At 39.4% G+C, this 15,627-nt stretch carries 12 protein-coding genes and 3 pseudogenes; 1 reads left to right on the top strand and 14 read right to left on the bottom strand.

Translation table 11 applies throughout. From position 1 onward, the window contains the following. Positions 1-150: 150 nt before the first annotated feature. The 9 genes and pseudogenes from K4Z77_RS08345 to K4Z77_RS08305 form a co-directional block, all read right to left on the bottom strand. Positions 151-1,195, bottom strand: a pseudogene (locus K4Z77_RS08345) (TIGR00341 family protein). A 772-nt stretch (positions 1,196-1,967) separates the two neighbouring features. Further along, complete coding sequence (gene dprA / locus K4Z77_RS08340) at positions 1,968-2,816, bottom strand: DNA-processing protein DprA (protein WP_173252888.1); 849 nt, start codon at positions 2,814-2,816, stop codon at positions 1,968-1,970. Between the two features lie 210 nt (positions 2,817-3,026). Next, complete coding sequence (locus K4Z77_RS09800) at positions 3,027-3,956, bottom strand: DUF1542 domain-containing protein (RefSeq protein ID WP_474104199.1); 930 nt, start codon at positions 3,954-3,956, stop codon at positions 3,027-3,029. 1,365 nt (positions 3,957-5,321) lie between these two features. Then, positions 5,322-5,713, bottom strand: a pseudogene (locus K4Z77_RS09795) (YSIRK-type signal peptide-containing protein); the annotation flags it as partial. Between the two features lie 19 nt (positions 5,714-5,732). After that, on the bottom strand, positions 5,733-6,479 hold the full coding sequence (locus K4Z77_RS08325) for a peptidoglycan recognition protein family protein (protein WP_224219020.1): 747 nt from the start codon (positions 6,477-6,479) through the stop codon (positions 5,733-5,735). Positions 6,480-6,488: 9 nt separating this feature from the next. Next, positions 6,489-7,904 carry a cholesterol-dependent cytolysin pneumolysin gene (ply, locus tag K4Z77_RS08320; protein ID WP_224219019.1) on the bottom strand — a complete coding sequence of 472 codons (1,416 nt, stop codon included), beginning with the start codon at positions 7,902-7,904 and terminating at the stop codon, positions 6,489-6,491. A 10-nt stretch (positions 7,905-7,914) separates the two neighbouring features. Beyond that, a complete protein-coding gene (locus K4Z77_RS08315) occupies positions 7,915-8,247 on the bottom strand; it encodes a hypothetical protein (RefSeq protein WP_001812878.1) in 333 nt (110 codons plus the stop codon). Between the two features lie 70 nt (positions 8,248-8,317). After that, entirely contained in the window at positions 8,318-8,926 is a 609-nt protein-coding gene (locus K4Z77_RS08310; RefSeq protein WP_224219018.1) for a hypothetical protein, read from the bottom strand. A gap of 12 nt (positions 8,927-8,938) precedes the next feature. Next, complete coding sequence (locus tag K4Z77_RS08305) at positions 8,939-9,397, bottom strand: DUF4231 domain-containing protein (protein ID WP_173214605.1); 459 nt, start codon at positions 9,395-9,397, stop codon at positions 8,939-8,941. Positions 9,398-9,905: 508 nt separating this feature from the next. Between K4Z77_RS08305 and K4Z77_RS08300 the strand changes: the two genes are divergently transcribed. After that, entirely contained in the window at positions 9,906-10,979 is a 1,074-nt protein-coding gene (locus K4Z77_RS08300) for a hypothetical protein (protein WP_207759456.1), read from the top strand. Positions 10,980-11,220: 241 nt separating this feature from the next. On the opposite strand, the gene K4Z77_RS08295 is transcribed toward K4Z77_RS08300, so the two are convergent. From K4Z77_RS08295 to K4Z77_RS08275, 5 genes and pseudogenes are all read right to left on the bottom strand, one after another. Then, on the bottom strand, positions 11,221-11,907 hold the full coding sequence (locus K4Z77_RS08295) for a sugar phosphate nucleotidyltransferase (RefSeq protein ID WP_224219017.1): 687 nt from the start codon (positions 11,905-11,907) through the stop codon (positions 11,221-11,223). Positions 11,908-11,918: 11 nt separating this feature from the next. Beyond that, entirely contained in the window at positions 11,919-12,797 is an 879-nt protein-coding gene (locus K4Z77_RS08290; RefSeq protein ID WP_049491764.1) for a DMT family transporter, read from the bottom strand. Next, positions 12,787-13,657 (bottom strand): annotated as a pseudogene (gene licA, locus K4Z77_RS08285) (choline kinase LicA). Before licA ends, K4Z77_RS08290 begins: the two are co-directional and overlap by 11 nt. Positions 13,658-13,673: 16 nt before the next feature. Continuing rightward, complete coding sequence (locus K4Z77_RS08280) at positions 13,674-14,696, bottom strand: ribitol-5-phosphate dehydrogenase (RefSeq protein WP_049488776.1); 1,023 nt, start codon at positions 14,694-14,696, stop codon at positions 13,674-13,676. 4 nt (positions 14,697-14,700) lie between these two features. Then, positions 14,701-15,408, bottom strand: a complete 708-nt coding sequence (locus tag K4Z77_RS08275; RefSeq protein ID WP_004259627.1) for an IspD/TarI family cytidylyltransferase — start codon at positions 15,406-15,408, stop codon at positions 14,701-14,703. Between the last annotated feature and the right edge of the window lie 219 nt (positions 15,409-15,627).

The following is a 15,627-nucleotide window of genomic DNA, read 5'->3' as shown; positions in this document are numbered from 1 at the left end:
CAAAGTAATAAACTTTATAAAGTGTAAACCATTTTTTGAACCCTGTCAAGACTTAGCTACTATAATAGAAGAAAAGTTTATACTTAAGACCACAATCTTCCTTTGATATACATAGAAGACTCACGAGAAAAACCAGCTATTCTCAAGAAATTATTGTTCCTCAGACTCTGTATCAAATTTATTAGCTTTTTCCTTTTCTTTTGCTTCCTTATCCTTGATATACTGGAAGAAATATTCTACCAGTTCTTCCTTGCTAAGTTGTTCTGAATCAGACAATTGTGAAACTTGAACAGAAACATCACTTAAACCATAGTCTCCCCTCTTACTGGAAATCATATCGAGTTCTTCTTCTGTCAAATAATTTCCTGAGATGGTTAGCTTTAGGGTATGAGTTTTTTTTAGAATAGGTTTTTTTCAAAATATTATGCCCCTGAAACTGCTCTGATATAAATTTATTAAGGGACTCTTTTTTCAATGTTTCTCTCACTAAAGTCGTTGCAGAGATGAAACTCGGAATCATCAGCAAAACAGCAACTAGAAGCAAAATCCTGCGCATTTTAGAGTCTTCTTCATTATCTCTAAAATAGTGCTTCTTAACCATCATCAACCTAACACCTATATAAGTCGCAATGACAATAAAACTACAATTGATGAGGAATAGGTAAGAGGAGCCTATGATAAATTTTAGATTAGCAGAAGCAATAGCATAACCTACCGTACAAAGAGGAGGCATCAAGGCGGTTGCAATAGCGACACCAGGGACAATATTATTGGTCTCTTTTTTCCTAGCACCAATAATACCAGCTATCCCTCCTACAAAAGCAATGAGAACATCCCAAATAGTCGGAGAGGTTCTAGCAACAATCTCCGAACTAGCATATGAAATGGGAGAAAGATAAAAATAAAGTGTTGAAGCTATTAAACTGGCAAGAATTTGGATAGCTAAGATTTTAAAAGATTTTCTTAACAATTTAAAATCAAATATAGCTAGAGAGAGCCCCACTCCCAGAATAGGTGTCATCAAAGGAGAGATTAACATGGCTCCAATAATCACGGGAGTCGAATCCATATTTAATCCGATAGAGGCGATAAGCATGGCACATAGCAAAATCGCTAAATCACTTCTGGAAAGTTCTAATTCTTCATATATTTTATTTCTAAATTCTACCAACGAATACAGTTTATTATTTGTCACAAATATCTTCCTTTCCTAGCTAACTAGTCACTAATACTCTTCGAAAATCTCTTCAAATCACGTCAGCTTCACCTTGCCGTAGATATATGTAACTGACTTCGTCAGTCTTATCTACAACCTCAAAGCAGTGCTTTGAGCAACCTGCGGCTAGCTTCCTAGTTTGCTCTTTGATTTTCATTGAGTATAAAATCCTAACAAACTCAATGCTTTAGTAGCCTAATATGCCAATCTCACGAGATCTTTTTATCATTTTCCATCACATCCTGACGCAAATGTCTACTGCTATCTCTCATCAGCTTCATTTCTAGTAAATGAAAATCAAACTCGGAAGCTCACCGTAACTTGCTCAAAACACAGCAAGGCAAAGCTGAACTGACATAAAAAGATTTTTGAAGAGTATCATCATCAATTTCAGATCATTTTTTATAATAACCATTTTATTTTTATCTGTCAAGGTCTTTGAATTCTTTCTTAAACAAGCCTTGTAATCTCTACTTTTGAAGAATTTATTTTTCCTTAGCGACAAGATTTTAGATGATAAGCCTCCCTAACAGGAAGCTGACCAAGATTAGTCGCAAGCAACTCTCCTTTCTCAATTACACTAAATTACTTTCCTTCCTATGGGAAAAGTCCTCCACTCTACTTCCCCACTTAGAAAAAACGCATAATATCAAGTGATGAAAAAACTGATACTATGCATTTTCTTGTGGGGATATTTACTTCATTTTATCTTGAAATTGATTTTTTCTCAGAATTCTAGCTTAGGTCATTTTTAAAATTCAAATTCTGCAAGAACATCCTTCCCACTTGTAACCAATTTTGCTCCTTCTTGAATCAAATGATGGCAACCGTCTGATAGTCCATCTAAAATGCTACCAGGTATAGCAAAGACATCGCGCCCTTCCTCCATTGCTCTCTCACAGGTAATGAGACTACCTGAGCGCATCTTGGCCTCTGCTACAATCACACCACGGCAAAGTCCAGCAATAATGCGATTACGGGCAGGAAAATGAAATTTCAGAGGTTGTTCACCAGGTCCATACTCACTGAGAATCAGATGATCATTGCCGATGTGGTCTTGCAAGCGTTTATTGGCTTTAGGATAAAACACATCCAGTCCTGTTCCAATCACTGCAATGGTTTTTCCGCCATTCTGGAGAGCTGCCATATGAGCTGCTGTGTCAATGCCCTTGGCTAATCCACTGACGATAACCAGTTCATTTTCCAAGCCCTGAATGACTTTTTCAACTGACTTAGCGCCCTGTTTGCTACAAGCACGACTTCCTACGACTGCTACCTTCGGGAATTTCAAGAGGTCCAGATTTCCCTTGTAAAATAAAAGCACAGGCGCGTCGTATATTTCACTCAAATCCCAAGGATAACAGTCGTCTAAAATAGAGAAAGATGGAAATTTTTGAAATTCTTTCTCCAAATGCGAATCATCTATCTGAAAATAACGTTCCATAAAAACGGCTGGATTTCGGCAACCTGATATATCTGCAATATCACCTAACAACAGTTCTTGATCAACATTTTCACCGTATTCTAGGACATTCAAAATCTGTTGATTGCTCAAACCTGATTTTTTTAACTTATAGATTTCATAGTTTGTGATTTTCATAAATAACTCCATTTCTTTTTCTACTCATCTATTTATTCGTAAAAAATCAAAAAAACATCCGACTATTTGTAATCCCCCAATAATGAAGTATATTGAAAAATCTCCAGACTAGAGAACTCATTGACGGTTCCTAATCTGGAGATTTCTTATTTCCTCATCATAGCTACAAACCTACTCACTCAGTTCCTGAAAGTAGTGTTTTCTTCAAAACTAGACTTCTTCTTTGAGTTGACTGAGAACAGTCTTGATTTTAGAAATTAGTTCTGCTTCTTTTTGAGAATCTTTTTGATGGCTATCTACAAAGAGTCGTGCTTCATCAGCTAATTTCTTAGCCTTGTTTAGAACTTTTTTATCCTTGTCGCTAGCCTCTAGCTCAACTACAAGCTGATTCAATTCTTTTGAAAGCTTATCTAGTTGAGAGCCTTTTTTACGAGCTACTGCAAAGAGGAGAGCTCCTAGAAGAGAAAGAACTGCAGCTCCTAAGACACCATATAGAGGGACTTCTGTCGCATTTTTAGCTTCCTTGGCACTTTCTGCTTCTTTATTTGAGTTCAACGCAGACTGACTCTTATCAGCTGATGTACCAATTTGTAGAGAATTGAGAGCCTGTCTAACTTTAGCAAGGAGATCTGCCAATTCTTGAGCTGTTAAGTTTTCATTAGCAAGAGCTGCTTGCGCCTCTCCCAAGATACGATGTGCTTCCTCAAGTACTTCAGGAGATAGACCTGCTATATCTTGCAGGCGACGTTCCAGATCCTCTACTAGAGACTGAAGTTCTGACTTGTCAACAGCCGATGGAGTTGTAGCTGTTTGGGAATTTCCTACAAATCCTACACTTCTACGAGCGCGACGTGGAGGAGTTCTTCGATTTCTCGTAGCGGTTGGATTGATGTTGTTGATGGCATCGAGTCCAGCCTGCTTAGCTTGGTTAACTCCTGCCTGGTCTGTCGCCTCTCCTACTTTACGTTTCGCTTCTGTAAGAGCGTCTTCTACCTGGCGTTTCGCAGCGTTAATCTCTTCTGAGGTTAAGTTTGGAATCTTCTCAATCGCTGTTTTCTTCGCATTGGCTTTGTTATCCAGTTCGCTAATTGCTCCATCCCTATCCACCGGAACTGTCGCCCGTATGGTGCTATCTGACATCGGGGATATAGAGCCTTCGTTATCAAGCGATCTATCCGTACCACTTGTTACCATCATTGTGACCAATCGTAATTGATCGGTTCCTAATTTATCAACACCATATTTTTGGTAGTCAGGCGGAGTAAAAGTTACTACTCCATTACTATCTGGACGACCACTTGAAATGATTGTAAAGTCTTTAGCATATGGCACAACTGTATCATATCCATTATAAGTACTGCCGCCTTTCACTAGATAAACTCTCACTTCTTGATTATTAGTTCTGTTTCTTGTATCAACTCCACTAGGTAGTTTAGCTCTAATAAACTTAGAAGGGTCTCTAAATGTCGGGTCTTGAGGAATCGTACCCGCTTTTCCTTTAAGTTCTTCATCCGTTGTAATGAATGTTGCTTTTGGAAGAGGTAATTGTATCTGTCCTCTGTATTGTTGTTGAACTCCGCTCTCATCCGTAGCTGTAACGACATACTCTCTTATACCATACTGAGTCGTTGGGATTTTACCAGTTAATTTCAATATAGCTTTACGAGTACCCTTACCACTTATTTCTGCTGTAAGATTCAAGCCCTCTATCCCGGAAATAGTTATGTCACGAATATTTCTCGTTGTTGATTCAGCTTTAAATCTTAAACCATATCCCTGATATTGGTAGTCTCCAACAGTATCCTTCGGAAATCGAGAAGGGCGTTCTACACGACCTGGAGCAAGCTTCTCTAGCTTTAAGCTAACAGCGTCACGTTTACTTCTTCGACTCCTAGTTATTCCAGTTTCCTCTGCATCTTTTTTCAGGTGACTAGCCTTTTTATACTCCTCAAGAGCAGCATTAAAGACCTCCTGGTCAACAAACCCATCTTCCTTTGTCTGAAGTGCTTCATTTAGTTTATCGTATGCTTCTTTCAGTTTTTGGACTTGTTCTGGATTTTCAGTGCTGGTCTTCAGCTCTTGGAGGAGTTTATGGATGTTTTCTGATAGAGGATAGCTACCTGGACCATTTGTGTAGTCTGTAGCCTCCTCCGTTGTCTCCTCCTTTTCTTGGTTTTCTGTTGACACTGGTGCTGCAGGAGAGGTTAGCGATCCCCTACCACGTCGCCCCCGTCTAAGAGTCGGGCTCGATTCACTCAGAGTCGCACTCCTTCCTTCTCCTAGCTCAGCTGGAGAAGTGACTCCACCAGCCAAAGCCTTGTTGACTTCCTCAGTCAGCTCCCTCATGGCTTACGTCTGGGCATTAACTTCCTCTTGACTAACCTGTGGATTTTCAAGTATAGCCTTAGCTCGTGCTAGACCTGCTTCTACACGAGCGTGAAGTTCTTTCATAGAGTCCAGTGTCAGATTGGCAAGCAAGGCTTGTAGACTGGATTGTGCAGACTGGGCTAGCGACTTATCTACAGTAGGGCGGTTTGCCTCTGCTGGCTTTTCTTCCTTGTCTTTTTCACTAGTTTTTGTCAGAGACTGGTTTTCATCAGATGTCTCTTGAGACTCTTGATTACCTTGACCAGATCGCTCTAGCCGACCGGGGTCTGTGACAGGACTTTCCTCACTTAGCTCTTTAGACCCCCCGAGGAATCGCTTACAAGATTAGTCGTTCTAGTCGTTCCGTTCTCTGTCGCTGGGGAAATCTCAAGCGTTTGTGCCTGTACTGTCCCGTTGGCAAAAAACATCAGCGCCGCAACGGCAACGCTGGCAGCACCAAAGTGGTACTTCCTTATTGAGTAACGAAAAACCTTTTCCCCTTTGCGCTCTTCTTTACTTTTTAGTTTCATTCATTCTTCCTTCCTTTTTCTATTTGATTTCTTCTGTATAGTCTAGTGCGATCCAGCCCCTACCCGACTTCAACAAGCCCCAAGTATAGCCATCTGCTTCTTCTACCTGCATGATGGTAAAAGTCCCAAGAGGACAAAAACCTTGGTCAGGATAAGCCAGACCTGGGCCTGTTCGGATGTAGAGATCATCATCTACCACACGCACTAGATACTCTCCATTCCCATCTCGAGGCTGTTCCTCTTTTGAGACTTGGAAACTATCGCCAGCATGAATCTCAGCCGCCATCTGGATGAGTCGATTTAGATCAATCCCCCCAGGGCAATCTGTAGCAGTAAATTCCTGGTGAGGATGGATGGTCTCACGATTGATTGGCAAATTATAACGATCACAAATATCTGCAATCAAACGTGCTGAGTTCCAGTAGGTTTCCTCTGCAATAGTCCAGTCAGGTTCCCCACGGTTATTTAAGTGTTCAATACCAATCGAACGCTGATTGACTTCATAGTTGCCAGCATGATAGGCAACGCTCTCTTCACCAACACACCCCCATATCTTATCAGGAGTCACCTGATAGTGAGCAGATGTGCCATGACCTGTAGAGACATACCAAGTACTTCTAGCCCCCTCATCACTCAGCCCACCATTATGGTGGATGACAATAGTATCAATATCAAGGCGATTTTGATCGCTATTCATGATTTCCTCATCCACATCTGTGATAAGTCCTGAAAACAAATCGCCATTCACTCTTTTTGTCGCAAGCATTCTCCTCTCCTAGTCATTCTCTACCTTATCTTCTACCTGAGGATAAAGAGTTGTTCCCCAAATAGAAATCGTCCGCTTACGCACTAGTGGCAAATCAGTTTTTTCATAAACCGTACGCCACCATTCCCAGGCAAGTCCGGTACACTCTCTAATTTTAACAGAGAGATTGCGAACATTCCCTTTTAAAGGAATACTAGTGGTAAAATGAGCCGTCAAATCCTGGCCATTTCTGTCCCAAGCCTTAGGAGTCAAAACTTCTTTACCTTGATAATCATAGGATAATTCATCCCAAGTAATGTAATATTGGGCAACATAGGCACCGCTATGATCCAAGAGTAAATCTCCGTTTCTGTAAGCTGTCACCTTAGTTTCAACATAGTCTGTACTGTTTTGAAAGGTCGCAACTACATTGTCACGTAAAAATGAAGTTGTATAGGAAATCGGCAAGCCTGGGTGATCTGCTGTAAAGCGACTGCCTTCTTGAATCAAGTCCTCTACCATATCCACCTTGCCTGTTACAACTCGGGCACCCGAACTCGGGTCGCCCCCTAAAATAACTGCCTTCACTTCTGTATTGTCTAAAATCTGTTTCCACTCTGTCTGAGGAGCTACCTTGACTCCTTTTATCAAAGCCTCAAAAGCAGCCTCTACTTCATCACTCTTACTCGTAGTTTCCAACTTGAGATAAACCTGACGCCCGTAAGCAACACTCGAAATATAGACCAAAGGACGATCGGCAGAAATTCCTCTCTGCCTCAAATCCTCTACCGTTACAGTATCTTGAAATACATCTCCTGGATTTTTAACAGCATCTACGCTGACTGTATAATAAATCTGCTTAAAATTGACAATCTGAATCTGCTTTTCGCCCGAATGGACAGAATTAAAATCAATATCAAGAGAATTCCCTGTCTTTTCAAAGTCAGAACCAAACTTAACCTTGAGTTGTTCCATGCTGTGAGCCGTGATTTTTTCATACTGCATTCTAGCTGGGACATTATTGGTCTGACCATAATCTTGATGCCACTTAACCAACAAATCGTTTACCGCTCCGCGAACACTTGAATTGCTGGGATCTTCTACTTGGAGAAAGCTATCACTACTTGCCAAACCAGGCAAATCAATACTATAAGTCATCGGAGCACGATCGACCGCAAGAAGAGTGGGATTATTCTCTAACAAGGTCTCATCCACTACGAGAAGTGCACCAGGATAGAGGCGACTATCGTTGGTAGCCGTCACGGAAATATCACTTGTGTTTGTCGACAAGCTCCGCTTCTTTCTTTCGATAACAACAAACTCATCGGGTAGCTGATTCCCCTCTTTGATGAAACGATTTTCAATACTCTCTCCCTGATGGGTCAAGAGTTTCTTTTTATCATAATCCATAGCTAGTATAAAGTCATTTACTGCTTTATTTGCCATCTTCTACCTCCTAATAAGTTCCTGGATTGAGTTGCATAAACTCAGACTTGTTCAGCGAAATCAGCCGTGGTTGGACTAAGTGATCCAAAATTTCCTCGTATAATTCTTCTGAGACATTGCGTCGCCGTCTGGCTAGATAAGAAGTCGGAATGACCGTATTATCCAACATAAATACCTTATCTAAGTCAATCAAGGTTGGTCTTGTAAAAGGATTACGAGCTAAATCCGGCTCTTCTATCATAAAGTTCTTGACCAAACGTCTGGTCAAGAGAGCTGGTTTGAAGGTCTGATTTTTAACCAACTCTTTGTTTTTAGTCATGCTGTTGTCAATACAAATATACATATGATTCTTCACAGCCAAATCGCTACTAATACTTGGAAAAGGCAAATAAAGAGCTACAACATCTCCTCTCTTAATCAAGCAAGAGCACCCCCTTTTCTCCTAATGTAACATAGACAGGATTGACCAAGTCTTCTGATTGACTCAGAATTTCCAAAGTTTGAGTTTGGCGCCCTGTCAATTTAGTAGCATCTTGTCTCTTCAATACAAAATGCTTGTCGCCAATTACCTTGACACTATAATCCTTCTCCAAAGCTGACTGGTAAATCCACATCAGATATTGTCTATCCTGAGAACTCAAGAGAGAAGGATGTTCAAGCCTCCCTACAGCCTGATAAAAATCAAAAACAGGAGCTAATTCCTGCCAATCTGACGGGCTAGTTGTCAAAGCTAGAAAAAGGGCTTTGCGAGCTGATACTTCTTGGTTAGTCTTGAGAGTACCTTTGCCCTCCAAGTTTGTTAGAAATTGGGAAACTCCAGAAAGCAAATCTTTCTCTAACTGCGAGAAATAAAAACCTTGCCTTCCCAGACACAAGTCTCTCAAGTCGCTTTCTCTAGCAAATAAGAGTTCAAACAGTTGATAATAAAAGAAAAATATCTGGCACTGGGTCGCACTCATCTTTTCCTTATCGGCTTCTTTTTTTAACCAGAGCAAGGGCGACAGGTAACTAGATTGAGACATTTCCTCCACCTCCTATTCTTTTTGCCCTGGAGCTTCTGCACTAGTTGCCACTTCTTTTGACTGGATACTTTCCCACTGGTTGATTTCCTCTGAGATAAGACCTTCGCATGTCTTGACAAATAGGGCAAAAGCCTTGGTTTTTCCTGCATATTTCTCTGTTTGACATTGATAGAGGAATTTTTCTCTCTCCAGGAGTTGCGCAGTTTTTTGGTAAGAAATCCAGTGTTCCTTGGCATTATACAAATTGAGAATCCCCTCACACAGCAAACCGAGACTGGACAAAGCAACCGAAATCAAACGGTAGCGATCACCTGGCATAGGAATAGCACAAAAGACAGCTATGAGGAAACCTGCCACAATTTCTGTTATTTTTAATACCTTATAGCGTCTACGATGTTGAACACTTTTCTTTAAAAAATGAGCTATCTGTACATCTAATCGCTCTGTCAGGTACATTTCTTCTGGCGTCATATTCGTAACTCCTTTTATCTATTCATTCTATTCAAAAAACTAGGATAACTGTCTAGTAGGTTTAGCAAATATTAATAATGTTGTCATGTTATTTTGGAAAGGAAGTCTCATGTTTATATCTAGTGGCAAAATATTGCTTCTCCTACTAGCAAAGTTCACCTAGTTTAATTATTATATCATAATCGAGACAAATTTACTTACTTACTTACTTACTTACTTACTTACTCATGGTAGCTGATTTTATCAATGATTGCAAGCTCTATATCTTAAAATGTCAGAATTATTAATTTTTTATTACATGCTTGTTTTTGCCATCATGAGAAGGGAGCGTTTGATTTTTTATAGCATAATAAAGTAGTAACTGAATAAAATTAGTTGAGAAATTCAAACTAATTTTTAACAATATTTTAGAAAACAAGGTCTACTATTCTAGCTTCAGTTTGCTGTATCATTCTTATTATGATTCTATCTCTGTTAAATCAAAGTTAAAATCTCCTATTTAGATAGAGTGAGCTATCCTCTATCGGACAAAATCCATAAACTCCTCCAAGAACTGAAGACCAGCACTGAAAATCCAGAACAAGTCCAAAAACTCAAGGAAGCCTATGATAAACTCAACGAAGCATTGGGGCAATCAGAAAATGGGCTTGTCAATCAGGAGGTCTTTAATGCTGCACTTGAGGAGTATAAAAAGGCTGCTCATCTAAAGAAAGATGCAGAGGAAACTGGAGGAACCAGGAATCGTAGAAGTGTTTCCGGTCTTGTTTATGGGTTTGCTACAGGAAGTACCGGGAACGAAAAAAGATCTAGGGATGATTCAGGAAGAGAAAGAGACACTCGTAATTTATATAACGGTCAAAACTTAAACGAGATACCTTTAAAATATATTGCTACTGTAGAAACTGGAACTATTAGAAATATTTCTTTATCAGGGTTCCCAACGGTGGGTAAGGACGGTAAAACTTGGGCTACAATCAAAACAAGAATTGATAGTAATGGAAAACGAGCTGTTTTAACTATTACCGGTCAGTCTCCTAAAAATCTCTATGGGCTATACAATACAACCTTAACAGTAACTGAAGGAAGCGGTCACGTGTCTAGTAAGATTCAAGAGGTTCTGTATCAACTACCAAAACCAGAATTTGATGAATCTCCACTAAATCCAGGAAAGACTGCTCAACAAGATGTAGAGGGAAAAGCAGGAGAAAAACCTATAGTTAAGGGGAAAATTCCTACTCCACCAAATGGATTCTCTAGTTCTAATATTCCGCAAGGCTCTCAATTGAAAATGTATTTGGTTCAAGGTGGACATAATGAAAATTTTGGTGGAATTGAAACCTCAGCAGAAGGTTATGACATCGTTGCATGGGGGCTAGTAGGAGCAGATGGAACATCAGTATTATATCCGACTCAGTATAAAAAGCAATCCATAGGCGATAAACCGCTACGTCTTATCGTGGCTTATGTTCAACAAGGAACAGATCGAGTACTAAATAAGGACTTAGTTTCGCCTCTGTCTAGGGATTCCATTACACCGACATATCCGCTGGATAGGGATGGGGCTAAATCAACAAATAAATGAGCCGGAAGCTAGATAACACTCAATTGTAACCGTCCAATAACGAAGTATATTGAAAAATCTCCAAACTAGAGAACTCACTGATGGTTCCTAATCTGGAGATTTCTTATTTGTACTTTTCTTGTATAATAGATTGAAATAGGATACGAACACATTAATTTGACTTCCCCAATTGATTCGCCTAATTCCTATTTCATTTTGATGTAACTATTTTTATCGAGACTATAACTCACATACAAAATCTTTAATTTTCGTTTTTAAGAATTTCTTCTAATTTATGATAATCTTGGACACTATCGATCTCATAGATGCTATTGCCTTCTAATTCTTCAACATAGACATCCAACTCTTTGATATTGTCCTTAACCATATTGTCCCAATAGAGATCAACAAATTCACCACTTGCATAGGCCTTGTCGATAAAGCTGACAATCTTTTCTGCTGTTGGAGCATCCCAGAAGGATACACCACTAAGGATACGACCTGCCTTGCTATCAACAATAATGTCTTGAACCTTGTAGTCATCTCCATAGACCAAGAACCATTCGTTGGTACAATCTTCACGATAGACACTAAAATAAGTCGAACGAGTCAAATCATTGCGGAACATATTTTTAAAAAGATAATTGTCGGCATCAATAACATAGCTATTAGCCAATTCTTCTTTTACAAGATAGAGAGAGTAAAAGTTATTGTAGTCAGCGTATTTATCATTGAAAACGAGGCGAACACCGTATTTCTCTTTCAAGTAATCGAATTGTTCTTTAAGGTAACCAACGATGATGATGTCATTGATTCCTTTTTCTTTGAGAAACTCAATCTGGTATTCAATCAAAGGTTTTTGATTAACCTGAACCAAGGCTTTAGGGGTATTTTCAGTCATAGGACGCAAGCGAGTTCCCAATCCCGCTGCTAAGATGATGGCTTTCACACGAATCTCCTTTATTCTTTAATAATAATATAAACTCCAGCAATGACGACAAGTGACGTAATAATTGTCAGCATATCTAGCGGTGCACCCAAGAAAACAACTGCAAACAAGACTGTCCATACTACATAGCTCACATTCAAGCCTGTAGCCTTGGCTGGTTGCAAGCGATTGATAGCGATATAATAAGCCAAGTAGGAAATCATATCAAAGGCTGCAAAGACAATCATAAGACCTAGCAATTGGCCATTGGCCACTTCTGAAAATGATTGATGAGAGAAGAGTACAATCACAAGATAGGACAAGAATGAAGTCACTTGACGGATTAAGAGGGCTTCGATTTCACTTAATTCACTTTCCATAGCAAAGGAGCTGAGAACACTCTCACTTCCCCATGCAATAGCACAAACTAAAGCACAGAGAATCCCAATATAGAAGGAATTGACCTGTTCAACCTTATAGGTCTGGGCAATAATCCCTGCAATAATCAAGATAATCCCAAACACAGTATTTTTCGAAATCTTGTGCTTCAAGAAGAAGAAAGCCAATAAAACTGAAATCGCAGGGTAAATAGCTGATACAGATGAAGCTAAAGAACTTCCGATATACTTAACTGCATAAAGATTGGCCTGCATACCGATAGGGCCTGCTAGTAAGGCTCCGATGATAACACTAACATTGCGAATATTTAAGAAAATTGAGAGACGAACTTTTCCTTCTTTTACCAAGAGAAAAGCTAGTAAGATAAAGATACTCAAGAAATCATGAGCAGCGGCTACCACAAAGGGTGACAAATCTGTAAAAATCGAAAAGATATAAGCACTGATCGTTAGACCTAACCCCCAGAAAATACCTGAGAGTAGACCGAAGGAAACTCCATTTTTATTTTTCATCTGAACCTCCATAATAGGACAAACCTTTAACAGCTCTTTGGTAACGATTCACACCATAGTCACCAAAATCTGCGCCTTGCTCTTCCTTATAGACGGTCCATAGACTCCAAATAGTATCTTGCAAAATTTTATAGATCGCGATCTTTTCACGAGAGACAGGTGTTTGCTCACTCTCATAGTGAGACAAGAAGGCTTCTTCCTCTTGACGAGTGAATTCAGACTCTAAAAAGAGAGCAGCCAAATCCCACATTGGATCGTTCATTGATGAATATTCCCAGTCAATCAGATAAAGTCGTCCTTGTGGTGACTCGATAAAGTTTTCAGGCACCAAATCGATATGACAAGATTTTCTGTCAACACCTAAGTCAGCCAGTCTTTTCTCTAAGGAGAAGACTTCTTTTCTAACTGCTTCATAGTTGGCATAAGGGATTTTCTCTTCAATCAAGGATTCGTATTTTTTGATTTCTTCAAAAGGAGCAAATTCTCCTCTTAATTCCTTGCCAGAAGCATGAATGGTTTGTAAAATTGGAGCAATTTTATCAAATTTGGTCTTGATTGACGTTGAATCAAGCGTAATCGCAGATTCGATATAGTCATTTACTTTGATACCAGCTTCAATATCAAAAAGATAATTTTTTACATCTAAGTCTAAATCCTTTAGTAGTTCAAGATTGTACTTTTCATCTTGACGATTGATCAGCTTTTCAGTCCCTTTACCAAAGAACTTAACGATGTACTGCTTATTTGTTGTTTTGGCCAAATAGTTTTGATTGGTCATTCCCCCCCAGTTGTTCAACACTGAGGACTTCCTCTTCTTGACTAAGTAAGGAAGAAATTTTTTCTTTAATGATTTTCTCCACAATTAACCTCCAGCACCTATACTTCCCACTTAAACACTGTTTTAAAGGCTGTGTTTAAATCGGTCGCAAAGACACGGTGAATATCTTTAATTTCTCTTACAGGTTCTTCTAGATAAAGGATATTTTTAAGACGATTGGCAAATTTCTTGACTTCCATCATTTGGATTGCATTTTCAAAATCGATGCGACCAGAACGAGAGGAACCAACCAAGAGCAAACCTTTTTCTAAGGCATCGCGTGTATTGAGATTGACTTTATACTCACTAACTCCCATCATGAGAATCGTTCCCTGAGGACGAATGTAGCGAATCAAGTCATTAATAGCTGGTCCAGTACCATCACCACCACAACACTCAAAAGCATGGTCAAAGGCCAAATCTTCAGGAATATTATCAGTAATATAGCATTCCTTAGCAAAAGAGAAGAGTTCCAACTTTTCCCAATGACGACCAATAACCACAATCTCTGCTTCTGGTAGAGTATAGTTGATAATATTGGCAACCACAAAAGCTAAACTTCCATCTCCGATGACGGCGATTCGGTCCCGCTTGCTATGAGCAAGTGTCAATAAGCGATTCATAGCATGCATACCGACACTGACAAACTCTGTAATGGCTGCAACCGTATCTTCGATAGCATCATAAGGCACCACACGATCTTTAGGGAGAGAAACAAATTCTCTCATAAAGCCATCAAAGCCACTAGACAAGAAATGAGTCCCTATCATGTAGTTTTCATAGAATTCTTCATCACTCTGCATAGGAGGCTGATTAGGAATCATGACAACTTTTTGACCAACCTCGTAGGTTCCTGTCGGGTCAGAAATAACGGTTCCACATGACTCGTGAATCATTGCCATTGGAAGTTTTTTATTCAAAATCTTCGGATCACGTTTTCCTTGGTAGTAACGCTGATCCGCATGACAGACCGCCATATAATTAGGGCGGATGAGGATATGATTCTCTTGGTCAATAGCCTCTTCCTGATATTTGACATTGATAAACTTAGGCTTTGTTAGTTGGTAAATTTGATTAATCATTTTATTACTCTTCCTCAATCATGCTTTTTGCAATCTTCAAATCTGTTACTGTAGTAATTTTCAGATTTGAATATTCACCCTTAGCCAAGGCTACATCTTTTCCTTTGATTACAAAGATTTTACATGCATCTGTTAAGATTTCTTTCTCTTCGGCAGAGAGAGAACCGTAAAGATCCATGAAGTCCTTGCAACGGAATGTTTGAGGCGTTTGTCCTTGATAGAGGTGAGCACGATTTGGAATATCTGTAATAAATTGACCGTTAGTACTTTCAACGATAGTATCAACCGCTTCTACCACTGTGTCCACTGCGTCATGATTTTGAGCAAGTTGGATATTGTCCTGAATCATGCGAAGCGTAATGAATGGACGAACAGAATCGTGGGTAACAACGATGTCCTCTGGAGTAAGCGGACGATAAGCATCAATGGCTTCAATGATTTTCTCAATACTCGTATTACGGTCAGCACCACCTTTTGTAATGATGATACGATCTTTATGAAGAGGTAGATATTTATCTACAAGATCCTCTGCATGGGAAACCCAGTCTCCATGAACCCCAACCACAATTTTTTCAATACTTGGTTCCAAGACAAATTTTTCAATTGTATGAATCAAAATAGGTCGATCACCTAGCTCTAAAAATTGTTTTGGCAAATTACTGATTCCCATACGTGTGCCAGTTCCACCGGCAAGAATTCCTGCATAAATCATCTATTTTCTCCTTTGTCTTACTAAAAAAACTTATTCTCTCTATTATACCACAATCTAGTCCTATCATAAAAGAAATACCGACCCTCCCGTTCTAGAATAGGAGGATTGGTAACTTCTCAAAGTAACTTCCACTCACCTGACCAAAGTGGAAATTAGTCTAAAACGGATTTTTATGGTGGAATTAAGTGTGAGACGTTTGAGTTAGAAATGAGGTCTACT

It is taken from the genome of Streptococcus mitis subsp. hohhotensis (genome assembly GCF_020089495.2).
Lineage (GTDB): Bacteria > Bacillota > Bacilli > Lactobacillales > Streptococcaceae > Streptococcus > Streptococcus hohhotensis.
This window is presented reverse-complemented; position numbering and strand designations above follow the sequence as displayed.

Excerpts from the sequence above, each read along its gene's own strand:
- K4Z77_RS08280 (WP_049488776.1), bottom strand. The coding sequence starts at position 14,696 with ATGATTAATCAAATTTACCAACTAACAAAGCCTAAGTTTATCAATGTC.
- K4Z77_RS08305 (WP_173214605.1), bottom strand. The coding sequence starts at position 9,397 with ATGACGCCAGAAGAAATGTACCTGACAGAGCGATTAGATGTACAGATA.
- K4Z77_RS08310 (WP_224219018.1), bottom strand. The coding sequence starts at position 8,926 with ATGTCTCAATCTAGTTACCTGTCGCCCTTGCTCTGGTTAAAAAAAGAA.
- K4Z77_RS08290 (WP_049491764.1), bottom strand. The coding sequence starts at position 12,797 with ATGAAAAATAAAAATGGAGTTTCCTTCGGTCTACTCTCAGGTATTTTC.
- K4Z77_RS09800 (WP_474104199.1), bottom strand. The coding sequence starts at position 3,956 with ATGTCAGATAGCACCATACGGGCGACAGTTCCGGTGGATAGGGATGGA.
- K4Z77_RS08315 (WP_001812878.1), bottom strand. The coding sequence starts at position 8,247 with ATGTATATTTGTATTGACAACAGCATGACTAAAAACAAAGAGTTGGTT.
- K4Z77_RS08275 (WP_004259627.1), bottom strand. The coding sequence starts at position 15,408 with ATGATTTATGCAGGAATTCTTGCCGGTGGAACTGGCACACGTATGGGA.
- dprA (WP_173252888.1), bottom strand. The coding sequence starts at position 2,816 with ATGAAAATCACAAACTATGAAATCTATAAGTTAAAAAAATCAGGTTTG.
- ply (WP_224219019.1), bottom strand. The coding sequence starts at position 7,904 with ATGGCAAATAAAGCAGTAAATGACTTTATACTAGCTATGGATTATGAT.
- K4Z77_RS08325 (WP_224219020.1), bottom strand. The coding sequence starts at position 6,479 with ATGCTTGCGACAAAAAGAGTGAATGGCGATTTGTTTTCAGGACTTATC.